General features: G+C 32.8%; 20 protein-coding genes. 5 read left to right on the top strand and 15 right to left on the bottom strand.

The features are described from left to right. The coding region (locus AA81_RS10395; protein WP_103898951.1) for an ISL3 family transposase at positions 1-1184 on the top strand (1184 nt) is incomplete at its 5' end. 7 nt (positions 1185-1191) lie between these two features. Here the strand turns inward: AA81_RS10395 and AA81_RS10390 are convergent. The 4 genes from AA81_RS10390 to AA81_RS10375 are packed head-to-tail and all read right to left on the bottom strand — an operon-like array spanning position 1192 to position 4431. Then, entirely contained in the window at positions 1192-1866 is a 675-nt protein-coding gene (locus tag AA81_RS10390; RefSeq protein WP_103898950.1) for a hypothetical protein, read from the bottom strand. A 5-nt stretch (positions 1867-1871) separates the two neighbouring features. Beyond that, positions 1872-3029 carry a 2-oxoacid:acceptor oxidoreductase subunit alpha gene (locus AA81_RS10385; RefSeq protein WP_103898949.1) on the bottom strand — a complete coding sequence of 386 codons (1158 nt, stop codon included), beginning with the start codon at positions 3027-3029 and terminating at the stop codon, positions 1872-1874. A 32-nt stretch (positions 3030-3061) separates the two neighbouring features. Further along, complete coding sequence (locus AA81_RS10380) at positions 3062-3274, bottom strand: 4Fe-4S dicluster domain-containing protein (protein ID WP_103079011.1); 213 nt, start codon at positions 3272-3274, stop codon at positions 3062-3064. A gap of 20 nt (positions 3275-3294) precedes the next feature. Next, on the bottom strand, positions 3295-4431 hold the full coding sequence (locus AA81_RS10375; protein WP_103079010.1) for a sodium ion-translocating decarboxylase subunit beta: 1137 nt from the start codon (positions 4429-4431) through the stop codon (positions 3295-3297). 203 nt (positions 4432-4634) lie between these two features. Here AA81_RS10375 and AA81_RS10370 point away from each other — a divergent pair, with 203 nt between their 5' ends. Then, positions 4635-5768, top strand: coding sequence for an aldo/keto reductase (locus tag AA81_RS10370; protein ID WP_103079009.1), 1134 nt, complete (start codon positions 4635-4637; stop codon positions 5766-5768). Positions 5769-5791: 23 nt separating this feature from the next. Further along, a complete protein-coding gene (locus AA81_RS10365) occupies positions 5792-6904 on the top strand; it encodes an aldo/keto reductase (protein ID WP_103898948.1) in 1113 nt (370 codons plus the stop codon). A gap of 101 nt (positions 6905-7005) precedes the next feature. Here the strand turns inward: AA81_RS10365 and AA81_RS10360 are convergent, their stop codons facing one another. The 11 genes from AA81_RS10360 to amrA all read right to left on the bottom strand — a co-directional run bounded on the left by AA81_RS10360 (position 7006) and on the right by amrA (position 16388). Then, the gene (locus AA81_RS10360) at positions 7006-8337 is read right to left on the bottom strand and encodes a hypothetical protein (protein WP_103898947.1); all 1332 of its coding nucleotides are present in this window, start codon (positions 8335-8337) and stop codon (positions 7006-7008) included. A 57-nt stretch (positions 8338-8394) separates the two neighbouring features. Beyond that, positions 8395-9312 carry a glycosyltransferase family 4 protein gene (locus tag AA81_RS10355; protein ID WP_103898946.1) on the bottom strand — a complete coding sequence of 306 codons (918 nt, stop codon included), beginning with the start codon at positions 9310-9312 and terminating at the stop codon, positions 8395-8397. A gap of 28 nt (positions 9313-9340) precedes the next feature. Further along, complete coding sequence (locus AA81_RS10350) at positions 9341-10354, bottom strand: glycosyltransferase family 2 protein (protein WP_103898945.1); 1014 nt, start codon at positions 10352-10354, stop codon at positions 9341-9343. 88 nt (positions 10355-10442) lie between these two features. Beyond that, on the bottom strand, positions 10443-11675 hold the full coding sequence (locus AA81_RS10345; RefSeq protein ID WP_103898944.1) for a tetratricopeptide repeat protein: 1233 nt from the start codon (positions 11673-11675) through the stop codon (positions 10443-10445). After that, complete coding sequence (gene radC / locus AA81_RS10340) at positions 11668-12336, bottom strand: RadC family protein (protein WP_103079003.1); 669 nt, start codon at positions 12334-12336, stop codon at positions 11668-11670. The genes AA81_RS10345 and radC overlap by 8 nt, the downstream gene beginning before the upstream one ends. 53 nt (positions 12337-12389) lie before the next feature. Beyond that, positions 12390-12962, bottom strand: coding sequence for a nucleoside triphosphate pyrophosphatase (locus AA81_RS10335; protein WP_103079002.1), 573 nt, complete (start codon positions 12960-12962; stop codon positions 12390-12392). Next, on the bottom strand, positions 12943-13464 hold the full coding sequence (locus AA81_RS10330) for a Gx transporter family protein (protein ID WP_103898943.1): 522 nt from the start codon (positions 13462-13464) through the stop codon (positions 12943-12945). The genes AA81_RS10335 and AA81_RS10330 overlap by 20 nt, the downstream gene beginning before the upstream one ends. Then, positions 13458-13832, bottom strand: coding sequence for a NusG domain II-containing protein (locus tag AA81_RS10325; RefSeq protein ID WP_103898942.1), 375 nt, complete (start codon positions 13830-13832; stop codon positions 13458-13460). The genes AA81_RS10330 and AA81_RS10325 overlap by 7 nt, the downstream gene beginning before the upstream one ends. Positions 13833-13838: 6 nt before the next feature. Then, entirely contained in the window at positions 13839-14876 is a 1038-nt protein-coding gene (locus AA81_RS10320) for an FAD:protein FMN transferase (RefSeq protein WP_103898941.1), read from the bottom strand. Beyond that, positions 14849-15847 (bottom strand): AmmeMemoRadiSam system radical SAM enzyme, encoded by a 999-nt coding sequence (gene amrS / locus AA81_RS10315; protein WP_103898940.1) that lies wholly within the window; start codon positions 15845-15847, stop codon positions 14849-14851. Before amrS ends, AA81_RS10320 begins: the two co-directional genes overlap by 28 nt. 19 nt (positions 15848-15866) lie before the next feature. Further along, positions 15867-16388, bottom strand: a complete 522-nt coding sequence (gene amrA / locus AA81_RS10310; RefSeq protein ID WP_103898939.1) for an AmmeMemoRadiSam system protein A — start codon at positions 16386-16388, stop codon at positions 15867-15869. Between the two features lie 176 nt (positions 16389-16564). On the opposite strand from amrA, the gene AA81_RS10305 reads away from it, so the two are divergent. Both AA81_RS10305 and AA81_RS10300 read left to right on the top strand, forming a co-directional pair. Continuing rightward, the gene (locus AA81_RS10305; protein WP_103898938.1) at positions 16565-17980 is read left to right on the top strand and encodes an MFS transporter; all 1416 of its coding nucleotides are present in this window, start codon (positions 16565-16567) and stop codon (positions 17978-17980) included. Positions 17981-18059: 79 nt separating this feature from the next. After that, the coding region (locus AA81_RS10300; protein WP_103898937.1) for a valine--tRNA ligase at positions 18060-19572 on the top strand (1513 nt) is incomplete at its 3' end.

Raw genomic sequence — 19572 nt, 5'->3', positions numbered from 1 at the left:
AACAGATACTGAATATAACAGATCCATGGTACATAGAAAAGATAGAGCAACAAGGAAATACAATCAACATATATGTGGATTTCAAAAAAGGTGCAAAGTTCGAATACAACGGTAAATATTACAGTGCATACGATACGGTTCAAAGAAGTTGGAGACACTTAAACTTATTCCAATATGAAACATATATACATGCTAGGGTACCTAGGATAAAAACAGATGATGGGACAAAGACTGTAGAGGTTCCTTGGGCTCGAAAAAACTCTGGATTCACCTTATTGTTTGAAGCGTTTATTCTCGAGTTGTACAATCACATGACGGTTGCTGAGATAGCTAAAAAGTATAATACAACCCAAAATAGATTGTGGAGAATATTAGACTTTTACGTTTCAAAGGAATTAGAAAAACAAGATTTCTCAAAAGAACCGATAAAAACGTTATCTGTTGATGAAATAGCAAGGAAAAAGCATCATGTATATCTAACCAATTTCTTAGATGTGGAACGAGAAAAGGTTGTACATATAGCTGATGGAAAAGATGCAGAAACCTTCCTATCATTCAAAGAAAGATACACTGAAAAAAACGGTGATCCAAAAGACATAAAGTCCATATGCATGGATATGTCGGTACCTTTCAAAGCTGGAGCCAGGAAACATTTTCCAAAAGCAAAGATAGTATTTGACAAATTCCATGTGCTTAATGTATTAAGTGTCCAACTTGATAAAGTAAGAGCCAGAGAGAATAAAGAATACCATGAGATACTCAAAAGGACAAAATACTTGCTATTAAAAAATCCTAACAACCTTACCAAGAAAGATAAAGTTAGACTCGATGAATTGATGGAATATCAACACCTTGATACAGTTCAAGCCTACGGATTGGTACTTGAGTTCAAAAAGATGTTCGATTACAAGAAACCTTCTTATGCAGCTAAGTATTTTAAACGATGGTATGAAAAGGTAATGAAATCAAATATACCCGAAATGATTAAAGCTGCTAAGACTCTTTTAAATCACATAGAAGGTATCTTGTTGCACATAAAAACGAATATCTCTAACGGTAAAATAGAAGGTATGAACTCTAAACTTAGAGGATTTACTAAAAGGGCTTTTGGTTTTAAAACATTAAAGAATTTAAAAATCACTATCTTTATTGCCCTTGGTAAACTTAATTTAACTCCAGCTTAATTACCCACTATTTTCGTGATAGAACCAAATATAATTCTATATTTCTCTCAAGTGTCTCAAACTTTTCATAAGTTTTGTCAGCTTCTCTATCACTTTCAGGTCCAATAACTCTATGGACCTTGAAATCACCACTATCTTCAACAAATAAGATAGCCCTATTAAAACCTCCTGCAAAGCCGCCTGTTATCGCTGTCATAGTTATATATAACATTTCATCTATAGACGTTTCAGGTTTATAACTTTTTTCCAATATGATTTTGGAAGCCCTGAAGACATTGGCTATTTTTGAGGAATTGAGTAGGATATCTGTAAGCATTGATCCTACTAATGTGGAAGAATTTTTAATTATCTCATATACTACTATGCTTTCCTCTTTTTGAAATGTTTCGTAATTAATTTCAACTACGATCTCCATTTGAAATCTTTTTAGTTCTACTTTTTGTTCTTCTATGCAATTAGTCTCTTCTATGTTTTTTATCGTGAAGATTGAGAATGAATTACATATCTTTATGAATTTATACAAATTATCTGGTACTTTGAATGGATCAAAATGAATTTTAATCATAACTTCAAAATCAAAAAGAACTTCTTTTGTGAAGTTTTCAAGTAAAAGCGTAATACCTGGATTTACATAAGCAGACTTGATTTTTGGTTGATACTTTTCTGGCAATTTTACATTCATTTTATTTACATCTCCGTAATCTGAACCCACATTTTCATAATTATTTCTAATATTTCATCGGGTGTAATCAACTCACCGCTAGTTTTCGTTAAAGATTCCACATGTTTGTTCAATTTATTCAATCGTGACATCTCTTTAACGTACTGGCCTGTATTCATCTCTGGAACGATTATACTTTGAGCATTTTTAAATATTAATTTAAGTCTTGAGGTAGGCATGGGCCAAATAGTGATAGGCTTAAAGAACCCTACAGGAATTTTATCTGATCTCGCTTGTTTAACCGCCTTCAAGGCACTCCTAGCAACGCTCCCATATGCAACTACTACTATATCGGCATCTTGTAGCATATATTCGTTATAAATAGAAATTTCCTCGGCAGATAATCTAATTTTTGAATCCAAATGTTCTATCACTTTTGATATGGTGTTTGGATCTCTTATGGGAAAGCCACTTTCATCATGAACTAGGCCAGAAACATGAAATCTTGTTTTTCCCATTTCAACTAATGGATTTACCGCAAATTGTTCCTCTAAATCAAAAGGTAAAAATAATTCTTCTTCTCCTAGATCAATTTCCTTTAATCTTTCGACAATCTGTGGATTCTCTTTCTCGTAATCGAAATACACGTTTTCTCTCATATGTGCTAAAGTTTCATCTAACACCAAAATAACCGGTGTTCTGTATTTTTCTGCATAATTGAACGCTGTGACAGTATATGTATAAACTTCTTCCACTGTAGAAGGATATATCGCAATAATTTGGTGATCTCCATGAGTTCCCCACCGTATCTGCATTATATCTCCTTGAGAAGGCTTGGTAGGAAGTCCTGTGCTTGGACCACCTCTCATAACATCAACAAACACACAGGGCACCTCTGTCATAATGGCGTATCCTAAAGCCTCTTGCATAAGTGAAAATCCGGGACCACTAGTAGCAGTCATGGATTTTACACCTGCAAGGGAAGCACCTATTATAGCAGCTGCACTTCCGAGCTCGTCCTCCATCTGTATAAAAGTTCCTCCAACTTTTGGCAATTCTCTAGACATGTATTCGGCTATTTCGGTTGATGGTGTAATCGGATAACCTGCAAAAAAACGACATCCTGCTTTTATAGCAGCCATTCCAACCGCTTCGTTTCCTTGTAAAAAGAGCATTTTTCCCATTAAGTTCACCTCTTCTAAAAAGAGTCTTCATTTTATTGACCTATTTGTTTTATACTTATCGCGAAATCGGGACACATTCGTTCACATTGCAAACAACCTGTACATTTTTCTGGATCTGGAACAACTGGCTTACCAAACTCTTCTTCTATTATAGCATTTACGGGACAAATCCAAGAACAGATACCACATTTTTTACAATAATTATAATTTATTATCACTTTAAACTGTTTTTTAGTGGTTTGCATTTGATGTTGCCTCCTCTAAATTATAGTATACTTAAAAATAGACCAGCAGCTATTGCTGAACCTATTACTCCAGCAACATTTGGCCCCATTGCATGCATTAAAATAAAATTACCTGGATCAGTCTCTTGAGCAATATGTTGGGCTACACGAGCTGAATCAGGAACCGCCGAAACACCTGCCGCACCAATCAATGGATTAATTTTCTCTTTCGCGAACAAATTCATCAATTTTGCGAATCCTATTCCGCTTGCCATCGCAACTATAAAAGCAATTGCGCCTAACACTATGATTTTTAAGGTTACCAAAGACAAAAATATATCAGCTGTAGCAGAAACACCTACTGATAACATTAAAAGTATTGTTACTGTGTCTAGGACGTAACGCGAGGCCGCTTCGGCTAATCTACCGGTTACCCCCGATTCTTTCAATAAGTTTCCCAACATAAGCATTCCTACTAAAGGTAGCGCTTGGGGAACCATCAAAGTAACTACAACAGTTGTTATTAGGGGAAAAATAATTCTTTCTTTTTTAGAAACCTCTCTTAACCTTCTCATTCTTATTTTTCTTTCCCTCTTAGAGGTAAATAATTTTGAAACAAAGGGCTGTAGTACTGGGATAAGCGAAATATAAGAATAGGCTGCAACCGCTATAACAGGTAATAAATCAGGAGAAAATTTAGAAGCTATGTATATGGAAGTTGGACCATCAGCACCTCCAATAATACCTATTGCAGCAGCAGAATGAAGATCAAAACCTAAAAAACTTGCCAGTAAAAAACTAATAAATATCCCGACCTGTGCAGCTCCCCCCAGAAGTATCAATTTTGGATTTGCGATCAAATATGAAAAATCAGTTAATGCTCCGATACCTAAAAAAATTAATGGTGGATAAATTCCGGTATCCAATCCCAATTTTATATACCACAACAATCCACCTGGTTGACCATTCTGAGGAGGCATAAGAATACCTGTTAATTCTGGGGGAATGTTAGCTATAACCATACCAAAGCCCAATGGAATTAAAAGAAGTGGTTCTGCGTGTTTTGATATTGCAAAATAGATAATAACCAATCCAAGAACTATCATAAAAAGTTGGGGCCATGAAAGATTTATAAATCCAGTACTTGAAAAAAAGTTGAGTATGCCTTCCGATAGCATTTAAAAACCTCCTCGGAGATAAGTATGAAATTTTTTTCAATTACTTCTACTGTATTTTATTATAACATAATCAAATTTATTGTTTCTACTTTTTATGAAAAAAGAGTTTTTTAATTTTTTTGGTATAATAAAAGTAGAATAAGTTTATCTGTCGAATTAATTTCAAAGTTGATTAATCATAATAATATATTGGAGGTGTTTCTTTGAAATACAGAAAATTTGGTAAGTATGATGTAAAGCTTTCCGCGTTGGGTTTTGGATGTATGAGATTACCCATTTTGAATGACGATCCTTCAAAAATTGATGAAGAAAGGGCCACAGAAATGCTTAGATATGCCATTGATAACGGCCTAAATTATGTTGATACCGCTTATCCTTACCACCAAGGAAATAGTGAATACTTTGTTGGAAGAGCTTTAAAAGATGGCTACAGGGAAAAAGTTTACTTAGCCACTAAAAATCCAGTCTGGTTGGCAAATAAGTACGAAGATTTTGAAAAATATTTAGATGAACAGCTGAAAAAACTTGATACCGAATATATAGATATGTATCTCTTGCACTCTTTGGATAAAGAAAGATGGGATAAGATTTCTCATTTAAACGTTTTGAATTTTCTGGATGAAGCAAAAAGAAAAGGCAAGATAAAGTTCGCCGGATTTTCTTTTCACGACGATTTCAAAACCTTTAAAAAGATCGTTGATTCTTATAACTGGGATTTTTGTCAAATACAATACAATTATCTTGATACACATTTTCAAGCAGGAATCGCCGGATTAAAGTATGCGAAAAGAAAGGGTCTGGCGGTAATTATCATGGAACCAATTAGAGGTGGGAAATTGGCAAACAAATTACCTCAAGAAGCTGTCGAAATCTTGAGTAATTTAGATAAAATCAAATCACCAGCGTACTGGGCGTTAAGATGGGTATGGAACCATCCTGAGGTAACTACTGTTTTGAGTGGAATGTCTACAATGGAACAGGTGATAGAAAATCTCAAATCAGCAGATGATTCAGATGCAAATTCCTTAAGTGAAATAGAATTAAAGACGATTGAACGGGTCAGAAATATTTACAAAAGTAAATCGAAGATAGATTGTACTGGATGTAATTATTGTGTTCCTTGCAAAAATGGCATACCTATTCCTTCAATTTTTAGCATTTACAATGAAGGTTATATATTTGATAACTTACTAGAGGCAAAAGAAAGATATCAATCTTTCATAAAGCAGGGTATAGATGCTTCTATTTGTGAGGAATGTGGGGATTGTGAAGAAGAATGCCCACAGCATATACCTATAAGATTGTTTTTAAAACAAGTAAGAAATGAATTAACTTGATCCAAAATTATGGAGGTGATCTTATGGAGAAAAAAATCCTTGGAAAAACTGGGTTTGAGGTTTCTCTTTTGGGATTAGGCGGGTTTCATATGTTGGAAATTTCAAAGGATGATGTTTCAAAATTAATGGATATTTATATAATGTCAGGCGGTAATTACGTTGAAACTGCTGCTGAATACGGAGATGGTGAATCTGAAAAGAAAATTTCATATTCCTTGAAAGACAGAAGAAATCAAGTAATTCTTGCTAGCAAATGCCATGCTCGAGATAAGAAAAATGCTCAACACTTCGTAGAAAGAACCTTAAAGAACCTGAATACTGATCATTTAGATATTTTGTTTCTCCACCATGTTACCACTCAGGAAGATGTTGAAGCCTTATTGAAAAAAGATTCGGCCTTAGATTATCTATTTCAAGCTAAAAAAGAGGGTATTATAAGAGCTATTGGTGTATCTTTCCATGGTTTGGGGAATTATGCACTTAAACTGATAAAAACAGTAGACTTAGATGTTCTAATGACAGGTTTTAACTACTTAGATATCTTTAATTTTCCGAGTACTTATCAAGAAGTCATTCCTTTTGCAAGATCAAAGAACATGGGAATTGTTGGTATGAAGGCTTTTGCAGATGGTTATCTTTACAGGTCTACTTACGATGCATTAAAATATGCTTTAACTCAAGATTTAGATGTAATGGTCGTAGGAGCAAACTCCGAAGACATGTTAAGAAAAGATATTCATGTAGCTGAAAACTTTAAACCTTTACCAAAAAAATCTATAGAAAATCTGTATTATCGTGCCCCAGAACTTGGAAATTATGTCTGTAGACAATGTGGAAAATGCTTGCCTTGCCCAGAAGATATAGAAATTATGAAAGTGTTTGAGTACGAGGGATGGTACGATAGACAAATGAGGGATTATCAACCCCATGAAGCTCCAGATTATGCACTCAGAGAAAGATTGGCGTTCTGGTTTGGAAACCAAAACGAAGCTAAAATGGCTTATTCCAAACTCAATAAGACCTTCAAAGATTGTACAGCATGCGGGATATGTGAAGAAAGATGTCCTTACGATATACCAATAATAAGAAAAATGAAATTGGTAGACTACAAGCTTGGAAAAGGAGAAATATTTTAAAATATAACTATATTGATAGATACTTTACGCATTTAGGACTTTGAGAGGCTCAAAATAATACCCCGTTTGGTGGATTACCAAACCGGGTATTATTTTTGATATTAGTTGTTAGTGACTTCCTTCATGCTTTTACCTTTCTTAGATATTAGATCCTTATACCAATTTTTATAATCGTTCAAAATCTTATCCTCCGAGATTTCATATATTTCGTTTAGATCAGTAGTCAAATCTATCTCTTCAAAAATTTCAGAAATTAAATCTTTTTTATCAGTAATTTGCTCAATTCCATAAGCATTTACCATATCTAATAAAAGTTCTCTTTCAAACTCTTTCTTTTCTTTTAAATCTTGAAATATTACAGATACTTCGTTTATCATGCTCTTTATTTTTTCTAAATAGTACTCTCTATCTCGTTTTTTCAAATTTTCGTCGAAAATTATATGATCCATTAAATCCATAAACTCCTCTTCCATTTCAATGAACAAATCATACGATTCATTATAGTAGTAAGAGTTTCCTAAAAATTGATCACTGTTTTGCAAATGTGCAATATCTTTTAGCTCATCTTCTATATCTTCCATATTCTTTATAGTAAAATCAATATCGACATCGTCTATATCATCATCGAAGGAATAATCCTCTTCTTCATCATTTTTCCCATTAAACAAATAATTTGTATACCTCTCTAATTCTTGCCGAGGTTCAGAATTTTTCAGAAATTCTTTCGGATTGAGATTATACAGAGAAAAAAAGTCATCCGTAATATTGTTGACATTTTCATAATTAACGATCGCAATTTTCTCAATTATTTTTTCATAAAATGGAGAGATTTTCTGAGCAATATTTGGAAGTATAGCTACCCGAAAATTATTTGTTTCGTTCAACAGGTTTTTATAAAAACTTTCTATGCTCTTGCGATCACTTTCTATATACATATCAAAATGATCTCCATAGTTATTAGTGAAAATTAAATGATGCTCGATTAAACCTTTACCTATTTTTCTTAAAAATAAAAAAGATAAATTATTGCTTTCATTCAAAGAATATATAAATGACTCCTCTGAAATTATCTCCGAAGTTTGGTTTTCATGATCAGAAGAAAGAACAGAAATTATACTCTTCTTTTTTGACTTAAAAAAAGTATTAATCCTTAAGATTGTCAATATCAACGGGATATATTCTATATCAAAGGTGAGGTTATCCAATTTTCCCTTTCCTTGACCCCGTTCGGGGCGTTTCCTCATTTCATCCAAATTGAATTCGTTATTAAACCATTTGTAATTTCCAAACCTTCCTTCCACTTCATAAATATATTTCTCGTAAATATCAGGATCTTTATTGTTTCTCAACATCGACTCGTCTAAGAAAATTTTTTTTACTGATAGAGGCCGAAGTTTCATATAATCACCATAATTACCTTTTAAAATTATCATCACAACACCTCTTTTACATAAAACTTTAAAATTTTTTTGATATGGTCAATCCTTCAATCAGTCATATTTGTACAATTTAAAATAATAACCTATAAATATAAATAATACCAATACAATTATAACACCAATTATTTGAAAATCCCAAGTAATTAATCCTATCATACCAAAAACCACGGAAATAATATATGTAACTAATGCCACAAACAATGGTTTTATTTTATATTTTTTTCGAATTTTATCATAAATATGTTCTTTATCCCCTAAAAAAGGAGATTTTTTGCTAAGTAAACGTCTTATCACAGCATAAGCCAAATCAGTAAAATAAAACCCAGTGATAATTAACGAAATGAAATAACCCCCTCTACCAGACCTTCCGGATAGAAAGGAAAAGGAATAAAACAAAACAAAACCCAAAAGATAAGAACCCGCATCACCAAGAAAGATTTTGGCTGGTGGCAAATTGTACAATAAAAACCCCAAAATAGCAAAAGCAAAGATCAACAGTTCGTAATTTTTGGATATCAAAGAAAAGAATAACAAACTCACTATTGCCGTTCCAGCACAGACTCCGTCCATTCCATCAACCATATTTACTCCGTTAACTAAAGCCATCCCAGTTAATACCAAAATAAAAAACTGAAAAGGTTGAATAATTCCTCCGACAAAATATATTGCCATTGAGACAACAATAAACTCGGCAAATAATCTAACATAAGGAGAAACGCTCTTAATATCATCGTAAAGCCCAATAAAAGTTAAAATACTGGCTGGAATTATAAAACCGATATCATTATAATAAAAGGGTAAGATTGAAAGAAATATAGCAACACCACCCAAATAAGGAATGGGAGCCTTATGAACTTTCAATCTATTGTCAGGCCTATCAACGATATTGTATTTTTTTGCAATTCTTATCATAATGGGAACTAAAATAACCGATAAGACAAAAGAGCTTATAAATTTTATAGCTAACAAATTGGATTCACCTACAACTTTTTAAAATTTATACTTTCTCACCTTTGGTAAAGAGGATTGATTTAATTATACTCCAAAATGTCCCTAAACCATATGAAATATGCAAAAGCAAAAACATAAACAAACTACAAAATAACAATAAGACATTTTTCTCTTTTATAGCATACTTTAATGAAAATAATGTGTCTAATAACAAATATATGAAAAACGGGATCGCTAAAATAATATTAAAAACAATATTTTTTGACAGAACTAGAACTAAGAATAAGCAAATAAGATAAACTACGAAAATAAGAGGAATGAAATGTCTAAAGGAAATCCCATGAGGAGATATTTTAAGAGTTATATAATTCCAAAAACCATTTGAAAAATTCTTTTTTATAAAATCCCCCAACCCATGTGGAACATAATAATTATTTGTTATTGGTAATAAAAAGATTTTTAAACCCTTTTTCCTCATCCTATAATTAAACTCGATATCTTGATTTCTTAAAAGTCTTTCATTAAAATATCCTACTGTATCAAAAACTTTTCTTCTATAACATGCATATGCAACAGTATCAACTTCTAGTGGTTCTTTCACTTGATACCTATGCCTAGCTGCAGTACCAAAAGGGGAAGAATACGAGAAAGCCATCGATTTTTGTAAACAACTTTTAGCATTAACAGGGGTAGCCAAAGACACCCCTCCAACTGCACTCGCTTCTGGATGTTTCATCAAAAAGTCAACACTATATTCCACATATTTTTTATCGAATTCTGTATGGGAACCTGCTATAAAAACAAAATTCCCCTTACTATTTTTGATCCCTAAATTTAAACCGTAAGGGGTATATTTTTTTACATTCGTAATGATTTTTATATTATTAATTTTTTCAGCAAATTTCTCTATTATACTAACAGTTCTATCCGTCGATTGACCATCAACAACAATTATTTCATCCGGCTTTCTTGTCTGATTGATTAAAGAATTTAACGCATGCTCGATCGTTTTTTCTTCATTTCTGCAAACTAATATTACTGATACTGAGGGTAAAAAGATTTGTTATCACTCCTCGCATAATATGTATGATGTAAAACTTTAGAAATTCTAAAAATTGTTTGTTAACGCCCCTTCACCCCGTTCCGACCTATACATACAGATATTGGCATATCCTCCAACCAAATAATAGTCTCAACGCTTCATAAAAGGGTAGATCTAAAAAGAATATGAAGTTCTTTTGGTACTTCCTTTTAAGATCTGTTGTCGTTTTGTTTAGATTGTCATAATAGTTGGGGCCCTTTAAATTGATCTTGACTCCCGTTTTGTGTTGTGTAAATAAATCCGTTATAAATTTTTTAGAAGTGGTTTCCGTCGAAGATAAAAATATTAGTGGTACATTGTTGAAATAACGTTCAATTTTTTTTGCATACGAATTAAATTGCTGTATATCTTTTTCTTGATAATATTTGTAGAGTAATAGTTCGTAAAGTTCTGAATCTTCTGCCTTGTAAGGTTTAGGATTACCAGTTTGAAATTGTATTCTTTCGTAAAAAGGACAATAACTCGGAGGTTCTACCTTTTCAGAGTTCGATAAAGTTTTGATGCAGTTTATACATGGAGTTTTATCTTCTTTCAAGAGAGCAAAGGTAGAGAAGGCCTTTTCCGAATCAGAAATAAATAGACTTACATAATAGTTTATCAAATTTACAACCCTTTTTGCTCTCCCCTCAAGGTAAGCTTTTGATAAAAAGGATAAAGATTTTTGAAAATCTTTTTCGTAAGCGCTCAGTCCCATGTTTATAAATGAATAATCTAAAAAGGAATTAGACAATTTAATCATTTTATATGCGTTGTAAAAATCTTTCCTTTTTAGAAAGAATAGGCTGAGGGTTAAATAAACTAAACCATTTTTTGGATGTGTACTGATTAGTTCCGTGAAATATTTATTTGCGTCTTCGTCATCCCGCATTATTTTCAAAAAACCTTTGTTTATCTTAGAGTTTATATCTTTCTTTCTTTCAAAAAAACCTTCGGCTTTTTGAAAATCGTTTCTGAATAGGTGCATCAATCCAAATTGATTCGAATATTCTTGAAGAGATTTGTTACTTAACCTTAGTTCAAAAAAATACGATAGTTTTTCGTTCGATAGATCTATATCGTAAATTATCAAATCAAACCAATTATTTATATTGTTTATAGAAACGCTTAATTTTTCTATTTCATAGTCAGCTTTATATATGGTTTTACTCGTTTTCCTTTTCTGATGTGTATCAGGTATTCTTATGCCCTTTTTTTCTAATTCTTTTTCGATTTCTTCTTTTATTTTGTATAAATTTCGCAATCTATCTTCCGCATTATTATTTTCATTTTTATCAGTCAATTTTTTCACTCCTATCCAAAGAGAAACTGAAATAAGAATCCTTACCAATTATTATATGATCGTTCATGTTTATACCTAAGATCTCACCAGATTCCATGATTTTTTTCGTTATGTCTCTATCATGCATGCTTGGTGTGGGATCCCCTGATGGATGATTATGTACTAAAATGAAGGACACTGCGTTGTACATTATAGCTTCTTTAAAAATATCTCGTGGGTGAGCAATTGAAATATTTACCGTTCCATTGGAAATGTCTTTAATAGTTATGATGTGAAGTTTAGAATCTAAAAAAATAGCTCTCACTGTTTCTTTGGTTAGATATATCATGTCCTCACAAACATGGTATGCTTCTTCTGGAGATGTTACCTTTTGGTACTTTTGACGCAATTTTTGAAGGTGATATCTTTTCCCTATTTCTAATGCAGCTTTTAGATTTATTGCGCCAACCTTTCCTACTCCTTTTTCTTCTGAGATTTCTTCAAGTGATATATCGACCAATTGACTCAATGTTTTATATTTTTTTAATATCTGTTCAGAAACATCAAATACGTTATAATTTTTAACTCCATGTCTTAGGATTATGGCTATAAGTTCTTCGTCTTTGAGAGATTGTGGCCCATATTTTTCTAGTTTCTCTCTTGGTTTTAGTTCATCTTCCATTATTTTCTCCTTTTCGGCTTTTAATAGAAATTTTTGGAATATTTGAAATAATTTTATAAGGTTGCGAACATTTGTCTCAATTGCCAATATAATTTTGCTAGAGGTAGGCCCATTATGTTATAGTAATCACCTTCAATTTTTTTTACAAAAACAGCAGCGAAATCTTGAATAGCATAAGCTCCCGCTTTGTCATAGACATTGTTATTACTTATATAAAAATTTATTACTTCTTCATCCAATTTATAAAAAGTCACCTTCGAAACTTCATAAAAAGAAGAAAATTTTTCCATTGATCTTAAAGTTATTCCTGTGTAAACGCAATGAGTTTTATTTGATAAGGTTTTAAGCATGTGGAAAGCTTCATTGTAATTGTGAGGCTTTCCAAATATTTTTCCATCCAAAGTTACTATAGTATCAGCCGTTATTAGAAGCTCTCCCACTGAAATTTCAATATTTTTACTTTTTTTATATGAAATTTCTTGTACAATTTCAGAAGGTGTTGTAGAGTTATAAGTTTCATCAATATTAGCTGTTCTAATCGTAAAATTTTTTGTTATTAATTTTAAAAGCTCTTGTCTTCGAGGGGATGAGGATCCTAAAACTATTTCAACTTTTGAATCTATCAAGGTTGACACTCCTTAAAATATAGTTCACAATTGTTGCGTTTATAAATGCCGTTAATATACCAAAAAAAAGCATGTAAGGGAAATACCAAAAAATATTAGGTGATTTAACAATAAAAAGACTGGCGATTATTAATTGTACAGCGTTGCTGAAAAAGGCTCCTATTTCACTAATCCCTAAGATCCCAAATTTATTGGTAAATTTGAAGGATAAGGACATAAATAAAGCACTGGCCAGTGAACCACCTAATCCCATCCAAAACATGGGAGATAAAAATCTGCCACTTAGTATTGAACCAAGCAACGTTTTTAAAAGGGCTATGTACAAGGTATTAGTAACGCTAATTCCACTTACTACAGACAACAACAAAGGAAAGTTAGAAAATCCCCATCTGGCACCTGGCACAGAAACAGGCATGGGTAAAAAGGATTCAACATAGTAAATTGCTGAGGCTAATGCTGTTAAAATCGCTATATGAGATATTGTTTTTGTTCTTTTTACCATGTATAGATATCGATCCCCGTGTCATCTTCGGTACCTAATGGTTTAACAATTATTTCATTTGGAATACAAATAATTGGTTGATTAGGATTTTCTACCCATCCTGTATTTTCACAAACTTTCAAAGGACATGATGAATCGGTAACTCTAACTTTTTGATCTATGTATTCTACATTCATCAATAACTCACCTTCATCGTTTTTTATACTGTAAGTGCCTTCCTTAGTTATTTGCAAAATCTTTTCCCTTTTTAAGTAAACTTCTGCACCATTTATCCCTTTTTTTGGATAAGCGTTCATAAAAATCATCACTAAAACTAACAATATTACTACTAAAAGTAAGTATAGATCATTTTTCTTAGTGAATTTCATTGATTATCACATTTTCTCCCGAAAATAGTCAAAACCATTGGTCTCGGTGCTTTCTCCCGTTGGGGATATAACCAAAGCTTGAATGCCAAAATCCGTGAAATAATCTAAGGCAGGGTTATCGTATCCTAAAACGAAAAGAGCCGTAGAAAAGACGTCCGCTATCATTGCTTTTTCTGCTACCACAGTCACACTGGATGCATTTCTTGCTGGGTATCCATCTTCTGGGTCTAAGATATGATGATATTTTTTACCGTCTTGGACAAAAAATCTTTCGTAATCTCCAGATGTAGCCACCGCACCGCTTGCTAAATAAATTGTATCTATGGATTTTAAAGCATCTTGTGAAAAAGGATCCCTTATCCCTATAACCCAGGCAAGTTCTCCAAACTTTGGACCTATTATACCGATATCTCCACCAGCATCGACAAAACCTGTAGCCCCAGGATCTATTTCCTTAATTTTTTGTATGACTAAATCAATTGCATATCCTTTAGCTATTCCTCCTAAGTCCACTTCGACACCATCTTTTAGTATTGAAATTTCTCTCTTTTCTTCGTCGATTTTTATGAATCTGTAATCAACATTTTCTAATGCTTCATTTATTTCTTCTTGGGTTGGAACTTTTTTGGAAGAATTTATATCATCAAATCCCCATAATTTAAGTAGGGGCCTCACAGTGGGGTCGAAAGTTCCACCTGTTATTACTGCATAATTGTAGGTAGCTTGAAATAAAAATAATCCCTCTTCGTCGACTTCAACTTTTCTATCAGTATTTAATTTTTGGACTATACTACCTTCGACGTTGGGACTAAATTTGTTGTGTAATCTATACAACTCTTGTTCTGCTGTGTTCAATAAAACATTTGAAGATACTTTATCCCCTGCTACTTTTACCCTTACAATGGTGCCAAGCACCGGGAACTCTTCTTCTTCGTAAACTGAGTTGGGTTTAGAAAATAATAACAAAGATAATAAAAATATACCTACACCAACAGCAGCTATATACAGATATACTCTCAAACTACGCATATTTTTCTGCCGCAATTTTTACACTCTCCGTTTTTATTTAGATTTTCAATTTTTATGTCGTATCCTTTTCTTTGAATAAGGAGTGTTCCACAATTTGGACAATAAGTATTTTCGTATGTTGAAGACAAAATGTTACCAAGATATACAAAATTGAGATATTTTTTTGCAAGCTTATAAGTTTTTTCTAAAAAGCTGATATCTGTCGGTGGCTCGTTATATTTATATGCAGGAAAATATCGTGATATATGAAGTGGGATATCTTTAGAAATGTTTGCTATCCAAGAAAACTCTTCTTCTAGTTCTTCCAAATTATCGTTTACTTTGGGAACTACCAATGTTGTTACTTCGGTATGAATACCTTCTTCATAGGCTATTTTTATTGTTTTTTTAACAGGTTCTAATGCTCCTTTTAATATTTTCATATAATTCATAATGTCGAATACTTTTAAATCTATATTCATCGCGTCAATATATTGTAGCATAAGTCTCAAGGGTTTTTCGTTTATGAATCCGTTCGTTACTAAAACATTGTAGTTGTCCGGATTAGCATATTTAACTTCCCTTGATGAATCTAAAACGAATTCGTACCAAACTATTGGTTCCGAATATGTATATGCAACACCTTGAACGCCATAGTTTTCCATTAAAGATGGGATAGCTTTAGGATATATTTTCTTTTGACATTCAGGTTTCAGATGAGCAATTTCGTAATTTTGACAAAAAGGGCACTTTAAATTACAGCCCCAAGTCCCCAGAGAAAGCACTTTTTCTCCAGGATGGAAATGAAAAAGTGGTTTTTTTTCTATTGGATCAAGAGCTATACTGGTAACGTCCCCATAATTTAATGAATACATCTCGCCTTTTATATTTTGCCTAACCCCACATATCCCTGTTTTGCCAGGATATAATATACATTGGTGAGGACATAAGGTACATTTCAAAATATCATCTTTAAATTCCTCATAAAACAAGGAATTAATTTTCATTTACTTCACCTCTATTATTTTAAAAAAACCTCTCCACAGTAAATTTGTATATTTCTATTGGTTCATTTTTATAAATGCCCGCTTTTAATTTTACTATTCTCAATTGTTCTTCCACGGTATTAACTCCTTCTAGATCAGGCAGAAGAACCCCTCTTTTGTAACCACTTTTAACAACTATTCCAAAGATTTTAGGATCTAGCTCATTAATATCGTTAACTTTTTCTAAATCCGATAGAACATCAACAGAAATAACTAGATCGTCTAATTCCTTTGGCGAAAGAGGAGGGAACCGTGGATCACTTGTTGCAGCAGCGATCGCATTTTCTCTTATCTCCATGATTAAATTATCGTAAACGGGCATAATGGTACCAATACAACCTCTCAATTCTCCAGAGCTTTTGTGAAGACTCACAAAACAACCTCTTTTTTTGTTAAATAAATCCTTTGGAAGAGTTTCATCAAAATCTATTTTTCTTTTTTCTTTTACATATGCTTCTATCACTTTTCTTGCCCAAATTACATATGGATGGTGTTCATTCAATATTATCACCTCTCAAATTTAAAAACGATTCAAGGCGAATTTCATTCAAAGACAAAAATAACATTTATTAAATTAGAAAGTAAACTTTATTTTTCATTGGTGAATTATAATATATTTTCAAACGACTACACTTCAAAAACAAAAAAATAAATATAGTAGCAAGGAGAAAAATAAATATGGCAAAATATGCAAAAACAAGGTTTCTCTCTATCTTAGAGGCAGGTTCATACAACGCGTTTTTTATCGGTACACAAGGGTTTATTTTTACGACTCTTGCTCTATACTTTAACGCATCTCCTCTTTTTATATCAATAATGACCTCTTTTCCTATTATAGCACAGATGTTTCAGATTTTCTCTTCACGAATAAACCAATTCATTGGTTCCAAGAAGAAAAGCTTAATAATAAATGCGTTTATATCGAGAACTTTATTTGTTTTATTACCCATTTTCATCTTTTTTGATGTGAGATCTGAGTACATTATGTTAATTATTATTCTTTTATTTTCTTTTTTCGGAACATTCGCGGGCAACACTTGGACAGTTTTGATTAGAAGCGTAGTTCCCTTTGAACAAAGAGGTAAATATTTTGGACTTCGTAATATTTTCGCTTCCATAACTGGTATAATTATGATGTATCTTTATTCTATGTTTTTAGAATTTCCAAATTTTAAAACAGGACTCTTGTTGGTTACAAGTTTTATGGCATTTTTCTCTGTTCTTTCAGCTCTTTTGCTGATGAAACATGAGTTTCCAGAAGAAAGCGAAAAAAATCACTCCGTTAACCTAAACATTTTTGCACCCTTTAAAGATAGAAACTTTAAAAATTTTCTCCTTTTTATGTTTGTTTGGAGTTTTGCCATAGAATTTGCAAGGCCTTATTTTGCCTATTATGAAGTGGCGATTTTGAATATAAATTATCAATTTCTTGGGAATATGGGAATAATAACTAGTGTTATCTCTATTTTTTTATATTTGTTTTATGGTATAGTAGCAGATAGGTTTGGTAGTAAAAATGTTCTAAGTCTGGGGATTTTGTTGTCAACTTTCAGTCCGTTGATGTACTTTTTAATGAATACAACGAATTATAGGAGTATCGAATTATTAAATGCGATTTTTGCAGCCTTCGCTTGGTCGGCGATAAACTTAGCAATTTTTAACCTACTCTTAGAAATATCCAAAGAGCCATCCGAAAATTATATCGCAGCCAACTCTTTCGTTGCCGGGATCGCAGCAATTTTTGGGTCGTTGAGTGGAGGTCTCTTAGCAAATCATCTAAAAAATATAGAGATTCATTTTATGGGGGACCCCTATCATGGGATTCAATTGATTTTTATTATAGGATTCATATTAAGGATCATATCTGTTATTCTATTAACTGAAGTTGAGGCAATGGAAAAGCCCATTAGATATAAAGGAATATTCTCACCCGAAGCAGCTTTGTTTAAAAGAAGAGAAATCAATTTTCCTTTTGCTTTATTCAGAAGGAACAGAAGGAAAATCAAAAAAAGTGAACTTCCTCCTTCCGTTGATGTAGAAAACGAAGAGAAAAATCAAGTAGTTACAAATGACAATAAAGAAGATAAGGAATAAATTCAATCTTTGATTTAATAAAGCATAGAGTGTAAAATTAGATTGACACCATTCATCAAAAATTTAGGAGGTCGCATTAATGGATATTGGAAAAAGATATATGCCACACGAACTTGAAAATAGATGGTATAAGATTTGGGAAGAATCCCATTCCTTTGAGCCAAGACAAGGAAACGATAAGTTCAGTATAGTAATTCCGCCTCCAAATATAACTGGCAAAATACATATTGGTCATGCTTTAAATATCGTTCTTCAGGATATTTCTGTGAGATACAATAGAATGAAAGGGAAGGAAACAGTTTGGATACCCGGAGAAGATCATGCGGGGATAGCAACACAACATGTTGTTGAAAAATATCTTTTAAAAGAAGAAGGTAAAAGAAGAGAAGATTATACTAGAGAAGAATTTTTAAAAATTACTTGGGATTGGGCAAACAAATATCGTAATCACATACGTGAACAGATAAAAGCATTGGCAGCCTCTGTCGATTGGAGTAGAGAAAGATTCACTTTAGATGAAGGGCTCAACCAAGCGGTAAGAAAGGTCTTCGTTTCTTTGTACAATGAAGGTTTAATATACAAAGGAAAATATATAGTAAATTGGTGTCCTTCCTGTGGAACCGTCCTGGCAGACGATGAGGTTGAACACAGCGAAGAAAAAGGCAAACTTTGGTATATAAAATATCGTCTTGAAAATACTCAAAATTATGTAACTGTAGCAACCACTAGACCTGAAACTATGTTAGGAGATACAGCTCTCGCTGTTAATCCTTCAGATGAAAGGTATAAAAATTTGGTTGGAAAAATCGCTATTTTGCCAATTGTCGGAAGGAAACTGAAAATTATAGCGGATCCTTACGTAGACCCAAACTTTGGTACAGGTGTCGTCAAGGTTACACCTGCCCATGATCCAAATGATTACCAAATTGGTTTAAGGCATGACTTGGAAAGAATACAAATTATAGACGAAAATGCAAAGATAAACGAAAATGGCGGCAAGTACGCTGGATTAGATAGGTATATAGCTAGGGAAAGAATAGTCGAAGACTTGAAAAAAGAGGGATTATTAGAAAAAGAGGAAGATTATACTCATTCAGTCGGTCATTGTTACAGATGTGGCACCGTTATAGAACCTCTTCTTTTGGATCAATGGTTTGTGAAAATGAAACCCTTAGCAGAAAAAGCAATACAAGTAGTGGAAAATGATGAAATAAAATTTTACCCCGAAAGATGGGAAAAAGTGTATCTTAACTGGATGTATGAAATAAGGGATTGGTGTATATCAAGGCAGCTTTGGTGGGGACATAGAATCCCCGCTTGGTATTGCCAAAACTGTGGGCATGTGAATGTATCCGTCGAAGACATTAAAAAGTGTGAAAAATGTGGCTCTCGGGATCTAAAACAAGATGAGGATGTACTAGATACGTGGTTTTCTTCTGCTCTTTGGCCTTTTTCTACCCTAGGATGGCCCGAAAAAACGGAAGATCTTAAAAAATTTTATCCAACCGATTTGTTAGTCACTGGATTTGATATAATCTTTTTTTGGGTTGCAAGAATGATAATGATGGGAGAAAAGTTCATGGGCGAGAAGC

The organism is Petrotoga halophila DSM 16923 (assembly GCF_002924615.1).
This window is presented reverse-complemented; position numbering and strand designations above follow the sequence as displayed.